This is a genomic window from Rhodopseudomonas sp. BR0G17, assembly GCF_010907025.1.
GTDB lineage: Bacteria > Pseudomonadota > Alphaproteobacteria > Rhizobiales > Xanthobacteraceae > Rhodopseudomonas > Rhodopseudomonas palustris_H.
Window position 1 is genome coordinate 87628 of record NZ_QUML01000018.1, and the last position, 17746, is coordinate 105373.

The following is a 17746-nucleotide window of genomic DNA, read 5'->3' on the forward strand; positions in this document are numbered from 1 at the left end:
GCTGGGTTGCGTCGCGGCTCACCTGCGCCGTGCCCGGCCGACCGGCTCTTCCTCTGATACCACTCGATCTTTTGAGGCCGAGAGGCCGCCGGCCTCACGCGCGCCTCATCAACGGCAGTAAGTTACCGTGCCATCTGGACTTTGAGGAATTCTAGACTGGCGCTGTCCTGCTCCCGACGCTTCGAGTTGTGTGCGGTAGATGGCGCTTTTGCGTGTCGCTGGCCCTCATAAGCTGACACTGCTTCCGACTTTCGTCAGGTTGCGAACGACATTCAGATGCCGTCGGGGTGACGAGGCGCGACCAATCGCCGCGCGCTCTTTTGCGTTTCAGGTGAGCTTGATGACTGTTCGACGATGCCCCGCTAGCCCGATTTCGGACCGCCGCGACCTCGCCTCGCGTGAGCTGTGCACGCCGCACAATCGGACCTTTCGGCGTCCGTCCGCCTCGACGCTGATCGCCGGCGCGGCGACCGCCGCCGCGTTGCTGCTGCCCCAGGGCGCGGCCGCGGGCGGCATTGGCAAGCCGCGGCCGGACCCGGCGTATGACTGGAGCGGGTTCTATGTCGGTGCCCATGCGGGTTACGTCCGCGGCCATGCCGGCGCGACGCTGCAGGACGCCAATTCGATTGCGCAGAACAGCAACGGCGCCGGTGGAGCCACCGCGGGCGCCCAGGCGGGCTATAATTTCGTCACCGGATCGAACCTGCTGCTCGGTGTCGAGGCCGACATCTCGTTCCCGAGCTATCTGCCGCAGAACGCGGTGCTGTCGGAGTTCGACAATGGCACCGCCAACACGCTGCAGCACCTCGATTATTACGGCACGGTCCGGGCCCGGCTCGGCGTCATCGCCGGCCGATGGCTCGGTTATGTCACCGGCGGCCTCGCTTTCGAGCACGAGCGCTATCTTACCGACCCCGACGTCGGCCGCGTGATGAACGCGCGGATCGGCTGGGCGGCCGGTGCCGGCGTCGAATACGGCTTCACGCCGAACTGGAGCGCACGGATCGAATATCTCTACAGCCAGTATCAGAACGCCACCGTCGCGCTGCCGACCGGCGCGAGCTACGCGACGTCGCTGAACCTGCAGGCCGTGCGTGTCGGCGTGAATCGCAAGATCGACTGGTTCGGCACCGGCAGCACCGACGCCTTCCCGTCGCTCGCCGCGGTGGCCGATCCGGAGACCGATCGCTGGGAGCTCCACGGCCAGACCACCTTCATCGGGCAGGGCTATCCGTCGTTCCGGGCACCGTATAGCGGCACCAACAGCCTGTTTCCCGGCGGGCAGTTCAAGAACACCTGGAGCACCAGCCTGTTCGCCAATGTCCGGCTGTGGGACGGCGGCGAGTTCTATTTCAACCCGGAATTCCTGCAGGGCTACGGGCTCAGCGACACGGTCGGCGCCGGCGGCTTCCCGAACGGCGAAGCCCAAAAGTCCGGCTTCGCTTATCCGCATTTCAGCCCGTCGCGGTTCTATTTGCGCCAGACCTTTGGGCTCGGCGGCGAGCAGGAGCAGCTCGCGTCGAGCGGTTCGCAGCTCTCCGGCAAGGCCGACATCTCGCGGCTGACGTTACAGGTCGGCCGCTTCAGCGTCATCGACGTGTTCGACGGCAACTCCTACGCGCACGATCCGCGCCGCGATTTCATGAACTGGTCGATCTGGGCCTCGGGCGCGTTCGACTACGCCGCCGACAAGCTCGGCCTCGGCTACGGCGCCACCGCCGAACTCAACCAGAAACAATGGGCGATCCGCGCCGGTTACTTCCTGGTCGACGCCGAATCCAATTCGAACAATTACGACATGAAGCTGCTCAAGCGCGGCGAATACGTCGCCGAGCTCGAGACCCGCTATTCGCTGTTCGGCCTTCCCGGCAAGCTGCGCACGCTGGGCTTCATCAACAGCACCTATTCGGGCAGCTATCGTGAGACGCTGAACGATCCGGCGCTGAACCTCGACATCACCCAGACCCGCCGCGGCCGGATCAAATACGGTTACGCGCTGAATCTTGAACAGGCGGTCACCGACGACATTGGCGTGTTCGGCCGCTGGAGCTGGAACGACGGCAAGAACGAGATCATGGCGTTCACCGATATCGACAGCAGCCTGTCGGGCGGCGTGTCGATCCGCGGCCAGCGCTGGGGCCGCCCGGACGATGTGATCGGCATCGCCGGCGCGCTCAACGGCTTGTCGCGTGATCACCGCGATTTCCTCGCTGCCGGCGGCCTCGGCCCGCTGATCGGCGACGGCGCTCTGAACTATCGCCGCGAGCGGGTGTTCGAGAGCTACTATGCGCTGGCGCTCAACTCGTCGTGGACCGCGACCGCCGACTATCAGCTGATCGCCAACCCCGCCTACAACGCCGACCGCGGCCCGGTCTCGGTGTTCTCAGGCCGGGTGCACGGGGAATTCTGACGCGCCCCAATCGGCGCTGCGACGCCGAGCGCTAAACCACCGGCGCAAAGCTCTCCGCTCGGGCCATCGCCCAGGCCTGCTTGAAACGGGGATCGTCGGTGCCTTCCAGCAGCTCGCCCGGACGCAGCGCCGGGTAGAGCTGTGCGAGTGAGATGACGTCCGACGGCGAGGTCCGCTGCGAGAAGTGATAGGGGCGGATGTCGCGCGGGTGGTCGAGCCCGGCGGCGGCCACCAGTTCGGCCAGCGCCTGCAGCGTCGCGCGGTGATAATTGTAAACCCGCTCCAGCTTGTGCGGCACCACCAGCGCGCGATAGCGCGACGGCTCCTGCGTGGTTACGCCGGTCGGGCAGCGGTCGGTGTGGCAGCTCAGCGATTGGATGCAGCCGAGCGCGAACATGAAGCCGCGCGCCGAGTTGCACCAGTCCGCACCGAGCGCCATCGCGCGCGCGACGTCGAAGCCGGTGGCGATCTTGCCCGAGGCGCCGAGCTTGATGCGGTCGCGGGCGCCGATTCCGATCAGCGCGTTGTGCACGAAGCTGACGCCGTCGCGCATCGGCATGCCGAGATGGTCCATGAATTCCAGCGGGGCTGCGCCGGTGCCGCCCTCCTTGCCGTCGACGACGATAAAGTCCGGATAGATCCCGGTGGCGAGCATCGCCTTGCAGATCGCCAGAAATTCCCAGGGGTGGCCGACGCAAAGCTTGAAACCGGCCGGCTTGCCGCCGGCGAGGCGGCGCATCTCGGCGATGAACCGCATCATCTCGATCGGCGTCGAGAATGCCTTGTGATAGGGCGGCGAGACGCAGTCTTCGTCCATGCCGACGCCGCGGATCTGCGCGATCTCTTCGGAGATCTTGGCCATCGGCAGCACGCCGCCATGGCCCGGCTTGGCGCCCTGGCTGACTTTCAGCTCGACCATCGTGATCTGGTCGTCGGTCGCGACGCGGGCGAATGCCTCGGGATCGAACCTGCCGTCGCGGGTGCGGCAGCCGAAGTAACCGGAGCCGATCTCCCAGATCAGGTCGCCGCCGTGCTCGCGGTGATACGGGCTGACGCCGCCTTCGCCGGTGTCGTGCGCGAAGCCGCCCTTCTTGGCGCCGGCATTGAGGGCGCGGATCGCGTTCGGGCTCAGCGCGCCGTAGCTCATCGCAGAGATGTTGAACACCGAGGCTGAATAAGGTTTGGCGCAATCCGGTCCGCCGATCGTGATCCGGAACGGCTCTTCGGCATGCGGCCGCGGCGCGACCGAGTGGTGCATCCACTCGTAGCCGTCGCCATAGACGTCCTTCTGAGTCCCGAACGGACGCTTATCGAGTTCCATCTTGGCGCGCTGATAGATCAGCGCGCGGGTGTCGCGGCTGAACGGCTTGCCGTCCTTTTCGCTCTCGAAGAAGTACTGCCGCATCTCCGGGCGCATTTCTTCGAGCAGGAAGCGCAGATGGGCCGAGATCGGATAGTTGCGCAGCACCGCGTGACTGGTCTGCAGCAGATCGTGGATGCCGAGCAGCGTCAGCGCGCCGAACACCAGCAGCGGCACCAGCACCACGCCGAACAGCGGCGTGTGGGCGTCGAACGCTGCGAGTGCGGCGAGGAGAGCGGTGAGGACGGCGCAGACAGTGAGAACGATGTAGCGCGGCGAGAGCGGAAGCAGCAGCGTTTCCATGGAATCCCCGCGGGATCGGCAGGACGGACGTTCGATCGGCCGCCGCAGCGGGGAGCCCCGTGCGTCTGAGTGCGGCGACCGGGCCGCGGTATAGCACGGCGCGCCGGCCTCGATAACCTCGGAGCTTCCGCGATCATCCGGTCACGCCGCGGTCGCAATCCTGTGACGATGGCTGGCGCCCTGAGAGTCGGGCGATGCGGTTCGGCTTGACATTTCGCCGCTGCAAAGCGATCCCACCGCGCGCCCGCCGGCAGCCGTCCGCCGCGCCGGTCACCGCCTGTTGACGAGACCCCGATGCAATATGCCGACCGCGTGATCGTCCGGATCGTCAAAGACTATTGCGGCGCGCGCGGCGTCGACGTCACGCTCGGGCTCGACGGCTGGCTGATCGTGCTGAGCAAAGGCGAGGCTCGGCACTTCATCTATGGTTACGATTTCGGTCTGAACAGCTCGGTGACGCATCGCCTCGCCAATGACAAAGCGGCGACCGCCGATATCCTCGGTGCGGCCGGCCTAGCCTGCGTGCCGCACCGGCTGTTCATGAATCACCAGCACTTCAAATACGTGCCGAGCAGCGGCCACTGGTCGGCGATGCTGGAGATGCTGCGCGCGCATCCGGCCGGGCTGGTGCTCAAGCCGAACGAGGGTACCTGCGGTCATCTGGTGTTCAAGGCGACGACGGAGCTCGAACTCGAACAGGCCGCCACCGCGATCTTCGCCGCCAATCAGAATCTGGCGATCGCGACGTATTTCGATATCGCCCGCGAGGTTCGCGTCATCCTGCTCGATCGGGCGCCGCTGGTGGTTTACGAAAAGAAGCGGCCGGCGATCAGCGGCGACGGCGTCCGCAGCGCGTTGCAGCTTCTCCTCGACGCGGTCCCGGCGGACCGGCTCGGCGCCGTGCTGGCGAACCTGCCGGCGGATCACGCCGCGCTCGATGCCGTGGTGCCGGCCGGCGCGCAGTTCCGGCTCGATTGGCGGCACAATCTCGAATTCGGCGCGGAGCCCGAACTACTCGGCGATGGCGAGCTGCGCGACAGCTGCGTCGCGCTTGCGGCCGAAGCGGCCGGTGCGATCGGTCTTGGCTTCGGCGCCGTCGACGTGGTGTGGACCCCGCAAGGTCCCCGCGTGCTCGAGATCAATTCGGGCGTGATGATCGAATCGCTCAGCCGCCGGTTTCCGGACATCGCCCGGCAGGTCTACACCCGCGCGCTCGATCGCGTGATGCAGGCGATGGCGGTCTAGCAGCACAGCGTTCGGCGCCGCCGATTTCCTTTCGCTGCGGATCAACTAAGATCGCGTCGCGTCCGCATTCCCATCAAGCAACAAGGAAGCTCATGACCGCGACCGTCAACCGCCAGATCCTGCTGATCGAGAAGCCGAAGGAGAAACTCGGCCCGGAGCATTTCCGTTTGGCGGAATCGCCGGTTCCTGAGCCCAAAGATGGCGAGGCGCTGGTCAAGGTTCGCTACATCTCGCTTGATGCCGCCAACCGCGCCTGGATGCAGGGCGCGACCTATCGGGCCGCGGTCGAAACCGACAGCGTGATGCCGGGCGGCAGCGTCGCCGAAGTGGTGAGCTCGAAAGCGCCGGGCCTGGCGCCGGGCGATCTCGTGTTTGCCGATACCGGCTGGCAGGACTATGCGGCGCTGCCCGCCAAGCATCTTGCCAAGCTGCCCAAGGTCGAGCCGATGACGCATCTGCTCAGCGTCTACGGCATCGCCGGCCTGACCGCTTACTTCGGGCTGCTCGACATCGGCAAGCCGCGCGCCGGTGAGACCGTGGTGGTGTCGGCCGCGGCCGGTTCGGTCGGCTCGATCGTCGGCCAAATTGCGAAGATCAAAGGCTGCCGCGTCGTCGGCATCGCCGGCGGCAAGCAGAAGTGCGACTGGCTGGTGAGCGAGCTCGGCTTCGATGCGGCGGTCGACTACAAGGACGGCGCTTTGTTCAAGGCGCTGCGCGCCGCGGCGCCGAACGGCATCGACGTGTATTTCGATAACGTCGGCGGCGACATTCTCGAAGCCTGCCTGCCGCAGATGAACATGAAGGGCCGGATCGCCTGCTGCGGCGCGGTCTCGCAATACGACCGCACCCCCTCGGCCACCGGCCCGCGCGGCATCCCCGGCCTGATCGTGGTGAAGCGGCTGATCATGCAGGGCTTCATCGTGATGGACTACATGGATCAGCGCGACGAAGCAGTCGCCAAGCTGCAGGAGTGGGTCTCGAGCGGCAAGCTCAAGGTCCAGGAGGACGTCATCGACGGCCTGGAGAACACCCCGCAGGCGCTGATCGGCCTGCTGGCCGGCGAAAACCGCGGCAAGCGGATGGTCAAGGTGTGAGCTAAGGGGGGCTTGCCCGTCGACTTGCTGGCCGGCCTCGTGCCGGCCAGCCGTGCCGGGGAGCAAAGCTGGCGATCCCGGGATGACTCGAACATCCGACCTACGGTTTAGGAAACCGCCGCTCTATCCGGCTGAGCTACGGGACCGTCCGGCTGCGGCCAGGGCCGCGAGCAGGAGCCTCCCATAGCAGAGCGGCGGACCGATCGCCACCCGGAAGTCGGGCTTGCTGACCGCGATCGGGCTCCCCCGATTGTCGCCCGGCGCCCGCTCCAGCCGGTGTTTTGTCATAGACTTTAAATCTTGCTTAGGCGGCCCCCGCTAGGTTCGCGCCCGGCTGTGTTAGTCGGGCGTACCCATGACGTTTTCGAGGTCGATAGCTCGCTTTTCTCGTGACCGGCGCGGCAATATCGCGGTGATTTTTGCGCTGGTGTTGGTTCCGCTGGTTTCCGCAATCGGCTGCGCGGTCGATTACAGCCGGGCCAATGCGCTGCGAAGCAAGCTGCAGGCCGCGGCGGATGCGGCCTCGGTCGGCGCGGTGTCGCGGACCTCGCCGGCCTATGTGGCGGCCGGAGCGATGTCGGGCGACGGTGTGATCTCGTCCGGTGCGGATGACGCACTGCGGATCTTCAACGGCAATCTGAACGGCCTGACCGGCTACACCCTCGCCAGCTCATCGGCGACGGTGACCAAGGTGTCGGACGTCGTCACCTCGCAGGTGACGTTTTCGGCCCAGATCTCGACGATGTTCATGAAGGTGGTCGGGATGTCGGCCATGACGGTGGGCGGCACGTCCACCGCTACCGCCAGCATGCCGAAATACATCGATTTCTATCTGCTGCTCGACAATTCGCCGTCGATGGGTGTGGGCGCCACGCCGAATGATGTGTCGGCGATGATCGCGGCCACCGCCAACAAATCGTCGGACGATCACTGCGCGTTCGCCTGTCACGACGTCAACAACAAGAATAACTACTACAATCTGGCCAAGTCGCTCGGTATCACCACCCGGATCGACGTACTGCGCAGCGCCACGCAGCAACTGATGGACACCGCGACCGCGACCGCGACCTACTCGAACCAGTTCCGCATGGCGATCTACGATTTCGGGGCGTCGGCCCAGACCGCCGGACTGCGCAACCTGTTCTCGGTATCGGCGAGCCTGTCGAGCGCCAAGACCGCGGCGAGCGCGATCGACCTGATGACGGTGAAGGGTCAGAACGACAACAACGACCAGGACACCAGCTACACGACGATCTTTCCTGCCATCAACAAAGATATCAGCACGCCCGGCTCGGGCGTGTCCGGCTCGCCGCAGAAATATCTGTTCTTTGTCTCCGACGGCGTCGCCGACGAATACAATCCGAGCTGCCTGAAGCCGAAGACCGGCAACCGCTGCCAGTCGCCGATCAATCCGGCTTTGTGCAAGACCTTGAAGGATCGCGGCGTCAAGATCGCGGTGCTGTACACCACCTATCTCAACCTGCCGAGCAACGACTGGTACAAGCAGTGGATCGCGCCGTTCAACGCCGGCCCCTACGGCCCGTCGCCGAACAGCGAGATCGCGCAAAACATGGAAGCCTGCGCGTCGCCGGGCTTCTACTTCGAGGTCAGCCCCACCCAGGGTATCGCCGAAGCGATGAACGCGTTGTTCAAGAAGGCAGTCGCCGACGCGCGCATCACCAGCTGAGCGACAGGTACGGTTTTCGGATTCGGTGCGACCGCCGGGTCCGCCTTGGAAACTCCATCACCCCTTCCTACGTTGTGATGCCGGCCGGGAGCGCCGCGCCGGAGCGGCGCCGTGCCGGAACCACATAGGAGGTCTCGATGGGTTTGCTCGACATCCTCAACGGCATGCAGAACGGCCCGCGCGGCCCGGCCGACCCGCAGGACAAAAGCGGCGGCATGTCCAAGTTCACCATGGCGATTCTCGCGCTGCTGGCGTGGAAGGCCTACAAACATATGACCAGCGGCCAGCCGCAGACTGCGCCGGCCAATCAGCCGCGCCCGGTGCCGGCGCCTCCGCCCGCGAATACCGGCGGTGGTTGGGGTGACTTCCTTAAGGGCGGCCTTGGAGGCCTGGTGCTCGGCGGTGCGGCCGGCAGCGTGCTGTCGGGCGGGCTCGGCGATCTGCTGCGGCAGCTCCAGCACAATGGCCTCGGCGATGCCGCCAACTCCTGGGTCGGTCACGGCCCCAACCAGCAGATCGGCCCGAGCGATCTCGCCAACGCGCTCGGCTCAGAACAGATCGACGCGATGACCCGGCAGACCGGGATGTCGCGCGACGAACTGCTCGACGGCCTCAGTCGCTATCTGCCCGACGTGGTCGACCAGCTCACCCCGGACGGGCGGCTGCCGACCGACGACGAAGCGTCGCGCTGGATCTGATCGGCAGCGGCCGGGTTGTTGTTGCTTTGGTTGCGAGCGGTCCGGAGCGGACCGTGAGAAAGGATACGGAAGATGGGCGGGTTACTCTGGATTCTGCTGGTCGGCTTTATTGCCGGCATCATCGCGCGGGTGTTGTCGCCGGGGCCGAACAATCCGCAAGGCTTCGTGCTCACCACGGTCCTCGGCATCGCTGGCGCATTCCTCGCCACCGCGGTCGGGCAGATGATCGGGCACTACGGCCCTAATCAGGGCGCCGGCTTCATCACCGCGACGATCGGCGCGGTGGCGGTGCTGTTCATCTGGAACAGGCTGGTGGCGCGGCGGGTGATTTCCGATCCCGGCAATCGCTATCCCTACGATCCGCGCTGAGGCTATCGCGGCCCGGTGCGCCGGGCCGCTCACTGCTGTCTGCGGATGTGACGTCAGCCGGCCAGGTGCATGCCGGCGTCCATCCGCACCAGTTCGCCGGTCATGCTGCTCGATTTCGGCGTTGCCAGGAAGCATACCAATTCGGCAATGTCTTCGGCGGTCGAGGCGATCTTCAGCGGCACGCGCGACACCACCATGTCGCGCACCTGCTTGGCTTCCTCGGCGCCGCGTCCCTTGGTGAACCACGGCGTATCGATATAGCCGGGGCAGATCGCGTTGACGCGGATGTTCGGCGCCAGCGCGCGCGACAGCGACAACGTCATGGTGTTGAGCGCGCCCTTGCTGGCCGCATAGGCGATCGACGAGCCGATGCCGCTGATGCCGGCGACCGACGAGACGTTGACCACCGCCGATGCATGGCCGGCCGCCTTGGCGCCGGCGACGAGCAGCTCGCGCGCCGCGCGGACCATCTGGTACGGGCCGATGGTGTTGATCGCGTAGATCCGCTGGAAGTCGTCGGCCGACAATTGATCGAGCAGATGATGCGCCACGTGCTTGGTGGTGCCGGCGTTGTTCACCAGCGCGTCGAGCTTGCCCCAGGGGGCAGCGGCTTCGACGATGCGCTTGCAATCCTCGTCCTTGGCGACGTCGCCCTGCACCACGATCACTTCGGCGGCGCCGAGCTTGCGGCACTCTTCGGCGGTCTTTTCTGCGTCGTCCTTGCTCGATGCGTAGTTGATCACCAGCCGCGCGCCGTCCTTGGCGAGGATCTTGGCAGTCGCGGCGCCGAGGCCCGAGGCCGACCCGGTGACGATTACGTTCAGTCCGTCTGACATCTTCACTCCCTTTGCATCGAACCGGCTTCGCCGCGTCGCCGCAACCATATCGGTTGCGATATCGAGAGCAAGCCGGCAAAGCCCATGATGCGGAATAAGCCTGCGGCGTGAGGCGTTTCGACCATGTCCGGCGCGCAATCCGCCCCGTGCCGGCTGCGCTTGTGTTCGTTTCAGCTTTTCCGCATCATGCCGCACAACAACAAGACCAGCACACATGCTTGGCGATCCGCCGGGAGCTGAGTGCGCAACCGGGAAACGCCGTGACGGAGACCGACAATATCGTCGTCGAGACCGCGGAGAAGATCTTCGCCGACCTCGCCGATGCGCAAACCATCAACGCCGACAAAGCCGAAACCTGGAAGGCGCCGCTGTGGCAGGCGCTGAGTGAATCCGGGCTGCCGCTGTCATGGGTGCCGGAGGAATTCGGCGGCTCGGGCGCGAGCCTTGCCGAAGGCTTCGGCGTCCTCAACGCAGCAGGCCGCGCCGGCCTCGCAGTGCCGCTCGCCGAGACCATGCTGGCCGGCTGGCTGTTGGCGCAGGGCAAGATCGTCGCGCCGGAAGGCGCCATGACGATCGCGCCGGCCCATCCGAAAGATCGCCTCACGCTCGATGCCGATGGCAAGCTGTCGGGTCGTGCGCGCAGCGTGCCGTTCGCGCAAGACGCGCAGCATATCGCCGTGCTGGCGCAGAGCGCCGCCGGCGCGAAGATCGCGCTGGTGCCGGCGTCCGCGTGCCGGATCGACAAAGGTCTCGGCCTTGGTGGCGATGCGTCGGATGTCGTCACCTTCGACAAGGTCGCGCCGATTACCACAGCGTCCGCGCCCGAAGGGCTTGATCAGACTTCGCTGATGCTGATGGGCGCCGTCGCGCGCAGCCTGCAGATCGCCGGCGCGCTTGAAACCCTGCTCGACCGCAGCGTGACCTACGCCAATGAGCGCGTCGCGTTCGAAAAGAAGATCGGCAAATTCCAGGCGGTGCAGCACAATCTTGCGAAGCTCGCCGGCGAGACGTCTGCTGCGTTGGCTGCTGCAACCTCCGCGGCCGATGCGATCAGCAGCGCCGAAGGCTTCGACGACGCCGTGTTCCTCGAAGCCAGTGCGGCCAAGATTCGCTGCGCTGAAGCGGCTGAGAAAGGCGCGGCGATCGCCCATCAGGTGCACGGCGCGATCGGCTTCACCCGCGAGCACATCCTGCATCGCTTCAGCCTGCGCGCGCTCACCTGGCGCGACGATTTCGGCAACGAGAGCCATTGGGCGGTCGAGCTCGGCCGCATGGTCGCCGCGCGCGGCGCCGATGATTTGTGGCCGCTGGTCGCTTCGCGCTGACCGCATCAACGTAGCGAGATAATGCGATGACCGCCGCCCTCCGTTTCGATCCGATCCGCCTGCCGCCCGTCTGCGAAGAACTGCGCAAAGAAGTCCGCGCTTTCCTTGCCGAAGAGATCGCCGCCGGCACCTTCGATCCCAATAAGCCGCAGCGCGAAGATTCCGACGCGCCTGAATTCTCCCGCCGCGTCGGTGAGCGCGGCTGGCTCGGCATGACCTGGCCGAAGAAATACGGCGGCCACGAGCGCACCTTCCTGGAGCGCTACGTCGTCACCGAAGAGATGCGTGTCGCCAATGCGCCGACCCGGCGGTTCTTCGTCGCCGATCGCCAGAGCGGACCGGTGCTGCTGAAATACGCGCCCGAGCACATCAAGATGGACATTCTCCCGCGGATCTGCCGCGGCGAATTGTGTTTCGCGATCGGCATGAGCGAGCCGAATTCCGGCTCCGATCTGTTCGCCGCCAAGACCAAGGCGACCAAGACCGACGGCGGCTACCTGATCAATGGATCGAAGATCTGGACCACCTCGGCGCACATCGCCGACTACATGATCGCGATCTTCCGTACCTCGCCGCCGACCAAGGAAAACCGCCGCCACGGGCTCACTCAATTCCTGGTCAACATGAAGTCGCCGGGCATCAAGGTGAACCCGATCGCGCAGATCACCGGACAGTACGAATTCAACGAGGTGGTGTTCGCCGACGTGTTCGTGCCGGACGATCATCTGCTTGGCGAGGTCGACGGCGCCTGGAAGCAGGCGACTTCCGAACTCGCCTACGAGCGTTCGGGGCCGGAACGCTTCCTCGAGACCTACTACGTGCTCACCGAACTGGTGCGCGCGCTCGGTCCCGATCCGGACACCCGCGGCGCCGAGGGTATCGGCCGGCTGGTGGCACAACTCCACACCATGCGGCGGATGTCGGTGTCGGTCGCCGGCATGCTGCAGGCCGGCAAGGAGCCGGTGGTGGAAGCTTCGATCGTCAAGGACATCGGCACGATCTGGGAGCAGCAACTGCCGCACCGGGTGCGTGAGCTCGCCGCCTTCGTCGACGGCGAGGCATCGAATCATGCAACGCTCGACGAACTGACGGCGTTCGCCACCAAGCTGGCGCCGAAGCTGACCATCCAGGGTGGCACCACCGAGGTGCTGCGCGGCATCATCGCCCGCGGGCTCGGCCTGCGCTGACGCCGGCGCGCATCGAACGATCGAGGATCAATCATGAGCAGCTACACCGATATCGCGGTCGAAAAGACCGGCCATGTCGCCACAATCGAGATCCAGCGGCCGCCGCTGAATTTCTTCGACATCTCGCTGATCCGGCAGATCGCCAACGCGCTCGATGAGATCGACGCCGATCCGCAAGTGCGCGCCACCGTGCTGGCGGCGCAAGGCAAGGCGTTCTGCGCCGGCGCCAATTTCGGCGATCCTGCCCGGCAGGAAGCCGACCCGGCCGCAGCAAAGGGCGATCCGGCCGACAGCCTCGGCGAGATCGGTCATCTGTATTACGAGGCGGTGCGGATCTTCCGCGCCAAGAAGCCGATCATTGCAGCGGTGCACGGCGCCGCGATCGGCGGAGGACTAGGTCTTGCGGTGTCGGCGGACTTCCGCGTCACCTGCGCAGAGGCGCGGTTCTCGGCCAACTTCACCAAGCTCGGGTTTCATCCCGGCTTCGGCCTGACGGTGACGCTGCCGGAGCTGATCGGCAAGAATAACGCCGAGCTGATGTTCTACACCTCGCGCCGCGTCACCGGCGAAGAAGCGGTGCAGATGGGCCTCGCCAACGTGCTGGTGCCGATCAACGAGGTGCGCAGCGGCGCACTGAAGCTCGCCCGCGAGATCGCCGAATGCTCGCCGCTCGGTCTTCTCTCGACCCGCGCCACCATGCGCGCCGGCCTCGCCGACCGGGTGATGGAAGCCACCAAGCACGAACTCGCCGAGCAGACCCGCCTGCGCGCCACCGAAGACTTCAAGGAAGGCGTCAAAGCCACCGAAGAACGCCGCGTCGCGCATTTCAAGGGACGGTAGCTTTCCTCATTGGCACGTCATTCCGGGGCACGCGCGCCAGCGCGTGAACCCGGAATCCCGAAGTTGTTTCCCAAGTCATCGGCCCTCATGGTGAGGAGGCGCGTAGCGCCGTCTCGAACCATGAGGTTGTGGTGCACGGCGTGGCTCGCAGCCATCCTTCGAGACGCCCGGCTTAGCCGGGCTCCTCAGGATGAGGCCATGCAGGTTGTTAGTTCTTCAGCCTGAACTCGACGCCTGCCAGGCGGAAGCCGTTGGCGGTGAGCGGCATGCCCTGCGCTTGTGCGGCTGCGCGGACCCTCTCGGGAGCCGTCACCTTGAACGTCAGCGCCGTCATCGCTTCGCTGGCGCCCTGCACGAACCGGAACGTGGCGTTCGGCAGGCGCAGTTGGGCGACGCCATCTGCATCCGTTTCCACCGGCAGTTCGAGAATCCGGCCCCAATGCGCGGCGAGATCGGCCGGGTCGGGGCTTTGCATCTCGACTGCGGTCAGCGCCTGCGTGGTGTCGGTGCGGATCGCCTTGTCCCAATCGGGGCCGGCCGGCGGGTAGGGGCCGCGAATGTTGTCGCTTCCTGCAGTGTGGTTGAGCTCGATGAAGGCGGCGCGGCAGTCGCGCGGGTGGAGCTGGACGCCGTGATACGGCGCGTGATCGATCACATTGGCGGTGCGGACGCCGAGGCTGGCGGCGTGACGGCCGCGGGCGTCCGGATCGTCGCAACAGAAGATCGCCATGTAGCCGCCGCGGCCTTGGGTCTTCTCCAGGAAGCGGCCCGCCGCGGTGCCCGGTTGGGTCGGTGCGACAATTTCCAAGAGCGTCGCGTCGACCGGCAACAGCACGTTCTCCAGGCCGTATTTGCCGACGTGAGGATCGCGGTAGCAGATGTTCAGCCCGAGAATCGTCGCGATGCGCGAGGCGGCGGGTTCGATCGGCTCAGTGACGAGGCAGATCTGGCGCAGGCGGAGGAACGGCGCCATCGTCAGCGGCCCTGAAACACCGGCGCGCGCTTCTCGACGAAGGCGGCCGCGGCTTCCTTGTGGTCCGCGGTCTCGGCGCAGCGCGAGTGATGCAGCGCCTCGCCGTCGAAGCAGGCTTCGAGCGACAGCGTTTCGGCATTGTTGATGTTGGTCTTGATGTAGCCGAGCGTCACGGTCGGGCCCTGTGCCAACGACAGCGCAAGCTCGCGCGTGGCGGATTCGACCTCGGCGTCGGGGACGACGCGGCTGACGATGCCGAGTGCCTGCGCCTGCTCGGCGGTCAGCACCGGCGAGGTGAGATACAGCTCGCGCGCCTTCGCGGCGCCGATCAGATGCGTCAGGAAGTACGTGCCGCCGAAGTCGCCGGAGAGCCCGACCTTGGCGAACGCAGTGGTGATCTTCGCCGACGCGCCCGCGACCCGCAGATCGCAGGCGAGCGCCATCGACAGGCCAGCTCCGGCCGCCGCGCCGTCGATCTGCGCCACCACCGGCTTCGGCATCTGATGCAGGATGCGAGACACCTCCATGCCGCGGCGGAGGTTCGCCACCTTCTGTTCGAGCGGCGGCGGAGCACCCGCAGCCGCCATCGACTTGACGTCGCCGCCGACGCAGAACGTGCCGCCGGCACCCTTCAGCAGCACCGCGCGGACGTCCGGATCGTCTTTGGCGCGATGCGCTGCCTCGACCAGGCCGCGGATCATGTCCTGATTGAGCGCGTTGCGCCGATCCGGACGGTTCATCGTGATGGTGAGCAGGCCGCGGTCGAGGTCTTGCAGGACGATGTCGGTCATGGCGGATCCTTGTTGTTGTTCGTTGTGCCCAGCGACTGTCTTGATGACGCGCGCCACGGCGCCGTCTCACGGATTCTCCGTCATTGCGAGCCGAAGGCGAAGCAATCCAGCGCCGCGGACTGAGCTGGATTGCTTCGTCGCTGCGCTCCTCGCAATGACGGTGTTGATCGGGCTACTTCTTCACCAGCGGGCAGCGGGAATCGGCGAGCGACTGGAACGCCTGATCGCCCGGCACCGTCGCGAGCAGCTTGTAGTAGTCCCAGCGGCCCTTCGACTCCGACGGCTTCTTGACCTCGAACAGGTACATGTCATGCACCATCCGGCCATCCTCACGGATCTTGCCGTTCTTGGCGAAGAAGTCGTTGATCGGCATTTCCTTCATCTTTTTGGTCACCGCGGCCGCATCGGTGGTGCCGGCCGCCTTGACTGCCTGCAGGTAGTGCATCGTTTCGGAGTACAGGCCCGCCTGCGCCGAGGTCGGCATCCGCTTGGTGCGCTCCATGAAGCGCTTGGAGAACGCGCGGGTCTCGTCGTTGAGATCCCAATAGAACGCTTCGGCGAGGATCAGGCCCTGGGCGGTTTCCAGCCCGACGCTGTCGATGTCGGAGATGAAGGCGAGCAGCGGCGAGATCTTCTGGCCGCCCTTGGTGATGCCGAATTCGGCGCCCTGCTTGATCGCGTTGATGGTGTCGCCGCCCGCATTGGCGAGGCCGATCACCTTCGCCTTCGAGCTTTGCGCCTGCAGCAGGAATGAGGAGAAGTCGGAGGTGTTGAGCGGATGCTTGACGCTGCCCAGCACCTTGCCGCCTGACGCCTTGATGACGTTGGTGGTGTCGCGCTCGAGGTCCTGGCCGAACGCGTAGTCGGCCGACAGGAAGAACCAAGTGTCGAGTCCCTGCTTCACCGCCGCAAGGCCGGTGGTGTTGGCCTGCGCGAAGGTGTCGAACACGTAGTGCACGGTATAGGGACCGCAGGCTTCGTTGCTGAGCCGGATCGAGCCCGGGCCGGAGAACATGATGATCTTGTTGCGGGCCTTGGCGATCTCGGCGGCGGCCAGCGCGGTCGCCGAGGCGGCGACGTCGATGATCGCTTCGACGCCCTGATTGTCGAGCATGTCGCGGGCGATGTTGGCGGACAGATCGGCCTTGTTGAGATGGTCGGCGGCGATGATCTCGACCTTGCGCCCCAGCACCGTGCCGCCGAAATCTTCCACCGCCATCTTGGCCGCAGTCTCGCTGCCCGTTCCGGTGATGTCGGCATAGAGGCCCGACATGTCGAGGATTGCACCGAGCTTCAGCGGTGGCTGCGACTGCGCCTGCGCGGCGGTGATCGCTGCGATCGACAGACATGCGAGTAGAGTGCTGCGGAACGGCTTCAAGACATCCTCCCTGGCGAGCGCCGATCATGATCGCGGCGCTTCTGATGATTGGGCGCGATCATGCCGCATCGCCTGCTGCGCGGCAAGCGACGCAGTTTTCCGGCGAGTGGAATGAGTCTGTGCGTGCAGAGGCTTGTTACTACACGTTGATGCATCTGAGGCGATTAGTAGTCGCGCGATTACGATCGATGCGGGCCCGCGCGATACGCGCTGCACGGGCCTGCGATATCGCTCATCGGTCGGTCGCGTAACGACCAGCGTCTCGACCGAGACCGATAGCCATTCCACTTCGCCGGGATCGCGCGGATCGCTAGTCTTCGTGATGTTTGCGGCGAACCCGAATCAGCACGGCGGTCTCGATGGCATTTCGGCGAAACAGCGCCTGGTGGCTGAACGCGATCTGCGGCGGTGCTGTGCTGCTGTCGCAGGCGGGCGGCGCCGGGGCGGCCGGCTGTTTGGATCTGCCGGTGCAGGGCGAGGGGGTGGTGGCGTCGGTGATCGATCCGCGCACACTACGCTTGGCCGACGGCCGCGAAATCCGGCTCGCCGGAATCGAGCCGGGCCGCGAACGATATGATGCAGAGGTCGCGGCGTTGTCGGCCCTGACGCTCGGCCGAAATGTATCGCTGCATGGTGCCGACGACGGGCCGGACCGCTACGGCCGGCAATCGGCCTTCGTGGTGACGGAGCCGGGTAGGGAGCTGGTGCAGCGCCGGCTGCTGGCCGAGGGTGGTGCACTGGTAGGGATCGAGGTCCTCCCGGCGGAGTGCCGGAAGGACCTGCTGGCGGCGGAAGCTGGCGCGCGTGCAGGGGCGGTCGGTATCTGGATGGCGAGGGATGTCATAAAAAACGCCGCAAATTCCGGCGATATGGTGACCCGGATAGGGCGCTTTACCGTGGTCGAAGGCCGAATCAGCTCGGTGCGGGAAGTCGGTTCGACGGTCTATCTGAACTTTGGCGGTCGCTGGACTCGTGGCTTTGCGGTGACTATTTCAAGGCGCATCATCGGGTCGTTCGAGGCCGCCGGGCTCGCACCCAAGTCTCTGACAGGACAACGAATTCGGGTGCGCGGCTGGGTCGAGAAGCGGGCCGGGGCGAGCATGGCGGTGCGCGACGTGGGACAGATCGAACGAGCGGGCGGGGACTGAAGGGCCCGAAAGTGAGCAGTCGCGTGAATTGGGGTGCAGCACGGCGCAACTTCCGCAAGGGCCGCCGCCAGGTGGCGGCGTGGCTGCTGCTGGGTGCTGCCC

15 protein-coding genes and 1 tRNA gene are annotated in these 17746 nt (G+C 65.8%); 10 read left to right on the forward strand and 6 right to left on the reverse strand.

Features of this window, described 5'->3' with window-relative positions; translation table 11 throughout:
- Positions 1 to 340: 340 nt before the first annotated feature.
- A complete protein-coding gene (locus tag DY467_RS15375) occupies positions 341 to 2410 on the forward strand; it encodes a carbohydrate porin (RefSeq protein ID WP_205502409.1) in 2070 nt (689 codons plus the stop codon).
- 31 nt (positions 2411 to 2441) lie between these two features.
- On the opposite strand, the gene DY467_RS15380 is transcribed toward DY467_RS15375, so the two are convergent.
- Positions 2442 to 4073 carry an FMN-binding glutamate synthase family protein gene (locus DY467_RS15380; protein WP_164637242.1) on the reverse strand — a complete coding sequence of 544 codons (1632 nt, stop codon included), beginning with the start codon at positions 4071 to 4073 and terminating at the stop codon, positions 2442 to 2444.
- Between the two features lie 294 nt (positions 4074 to 4367).
- On the opposite strand from DY467_RS15380, the gene DY467_RS15385 reads away from it, so the two are divergent.
- The gene (locus DY467_RS15385) at positions 4368 to 5318 is read left to right on the forward strand and encodes an ATP-grasp domain-containing protein (RefSeq protein WP_164637244.1); all 951 of its coding nucleotides are present in this window, start codon (positions 4368 to 4370) and stop codon (positions 5316 to 5318) included.
- A 92-nt stretch (positions 5319 to 5410) separates the two neighbouring features.
- The gene (locus DY467_RS15390) at positions 5411 to 6412 is read left to right on the forward strand and encodes an NADP-dependent oxidoreductase (protein ID WP_164637246.1); all 1002 of its coding nucleotides are present in this window, start codon (positions 5411 to 5413) and stop codon (positions 6410 to 6412) included.
- Between the two features lie 69 nt (positions 6413 to 6481).
- On the opposite strand, the gene DY467_RS15395 is transcribed toward DY467_RS15390, so the two are convergent.
- Positions 6482 to 6558, reverse strand: a tRNA-Arg gene (locus tag DY467_RS15395).
- A 209-nt stretch (positions 6559 to 6767) separates the two neighbouring features.
- Here DY467_RS15395 and DY467_RS15400 point away from each other — a divergent pair.
- The 3 genes from DY467_RS15400 (at position 6768) to DY467_RS15410 (ending at position 9166) form a co-directional block, all read left to right on the forward strand.
- Positions 6768 to 8099, forward strand: a complete 1332-nt coding sequence (locus tag DY467_RS15400) for a TadE/TadG family type IV pilus assembly protein (RefSeq protein WP_164637248.1) — start codon at positions 6768 to 6770, stop codon at positions 8097 to 8099.
- Between the two features lie 137 nt (positions 8100 to 8236).
- Positions 8237 to 8797, forward strand: a complete 561-nt coding sequence (locus tag DY467_RS15405) for a YidB family protein (RefSeq protein ID WP_164571797.1) — start codon at positions 8237 to 8239, stop codon at positions 8795 to 8797.
- 72 nt (positions 8798 to 8869) lie between these two features.
- On the forward strand, positions 8870 to 9166 hold the full coding sequence (locus DY467_RS15410; RefSeq protein WP_164637250.1) for a GlsB/YeaQ/YmgE family stress response membrane protein: 297 nt from the start codon (positions 8870 to 8872) through the stop codon (positions 9164 to 9166).
- A 53-nt stretch (positions 9167 to 9219) separates the two neighbouring features.
- On the opposite strand, the gene DY467_RS15415 is transcribed toward DY467_RS15410, so the two are convergent.
- A complete protein-coding gene (locus tag DY467_RS15415; RefSeq protein WP_164637252.1) occupies positions 9220 to 10002 on the reverse strand; it encodes an SDR family NAD(P)-dependent oxidoreductase in 783 nt (260 codons plus the stop codon).
- Positions 10003 to 10262: 260 nt separating this feature from the next.
- Between DY467_RS15415 and DY467_RS15420 the strand changes: the two genes are divergently transcribed.
- The 3 genes from DY467_RS15420 to DY467_RS15430 are packed head-to-tail and all read left to right on the forward strand — an operon-like array spanning position 10263 to position 13354.
- Positions 10263 to 11327 carry an acyl-CoA dehydrogenase family protein gene (locus DY467_RS15420; protein WP_164637254.1) on the forward strand — a complete coding sequence of 355 codons (1065 nt, stop codon included), beginning with the start codon at positions 10263 to 10265 and terminating at the stop codon, positions 11325 to 11327.
- A 26-nt stretch (positions 11328 to 11353) separates the two neighbouring features.
- Positions 11354 to 12514 (forward strand): acyl-CoA dehydrogenase family protein, encoded by a 1161-nt coding sequence (locus tag DY467_RS15425; protein WP_164637256.1) that lies wholly within the window; start codon positions 11354 to 11356, stop codon positions 12512 to 12514.
- Positions 12515 to 12547: 33 nt separating this feature from the next.
- Positions 12548 to 13354, forward strand: coding sequence for an enoyl-CoA hydratase/isomerase family protein (locus DY467_RS15430; protein ID WP_164637258.1), 807 nt, complete (start codon positions 12548 to 12550; stop codon positions 13352 to 13354).
- 208 nt (positions 13355 to 13562) lie between these two features.
- On the opposite strand, the gene DY467_RS15435 is transcribed toward DY467_RS15430, so the two are convergent.
- From DY467_RS15435 to DY467_RS15445, 3 genes are all read right to left on the reverse strand, one after another.
- Complete coding sequence (locus DY467_RS15435) at positions 13563 to 14327, reverse strand: VOC family protein (protein WP_164637260.1); 765 nt, start codon at positions 14325 to 14327, stop codon at positions 13563 to 13565.
- A 2-nt stretch (positions 14328 to 14329) separates the two neighbouring features.
- Positions 14330 to 15118 carry an enoyl-CoA hydratase gene (locus DY467_RS15440; RefSeq protein ID WP_164637262.1) on the reverse strand — a complete coding sequence of 263 codons (789 nt, stop codon included), beginning with the start codon at positions 15116 to 15118 and terminating at the stop codon, positions 14330 to 14332.
- Positions 15119 to 15290: 172 nt separating this feature from the next.
- Positions 15291 to 16496 carry an ABC transporter substrate-binding protein gene (locus DY467_RS15445; protein WP_164573900.1) on the reverse strand — a complete coding sequence of 402 codons (1206 nt, stop codon included), beginning with the start codon at positions 16494 to 16496 and terminating at the stop codon, positions 15291 to 15293.
- A gap of 359 nt (positions 16497 to 16855) precedes the next feature.
- Between DY467_RS15445 and DY467_RS15450 the strand changes: the two genes are divergently transcribed.
- The gene (locus DY467_RS15450; protein WP_164637264.1) at positions 16856 to 17644 is read left to right on the forward strand and encodes a thermonuclease family protein; all 789 of its coding nucleotides are present in this window, start codon (positions 16856 to 16858) and stop codon (positions 17642 to 17644) included.
- Positions 17645 to 17746 lie beyond the last annotated feature (102 nt).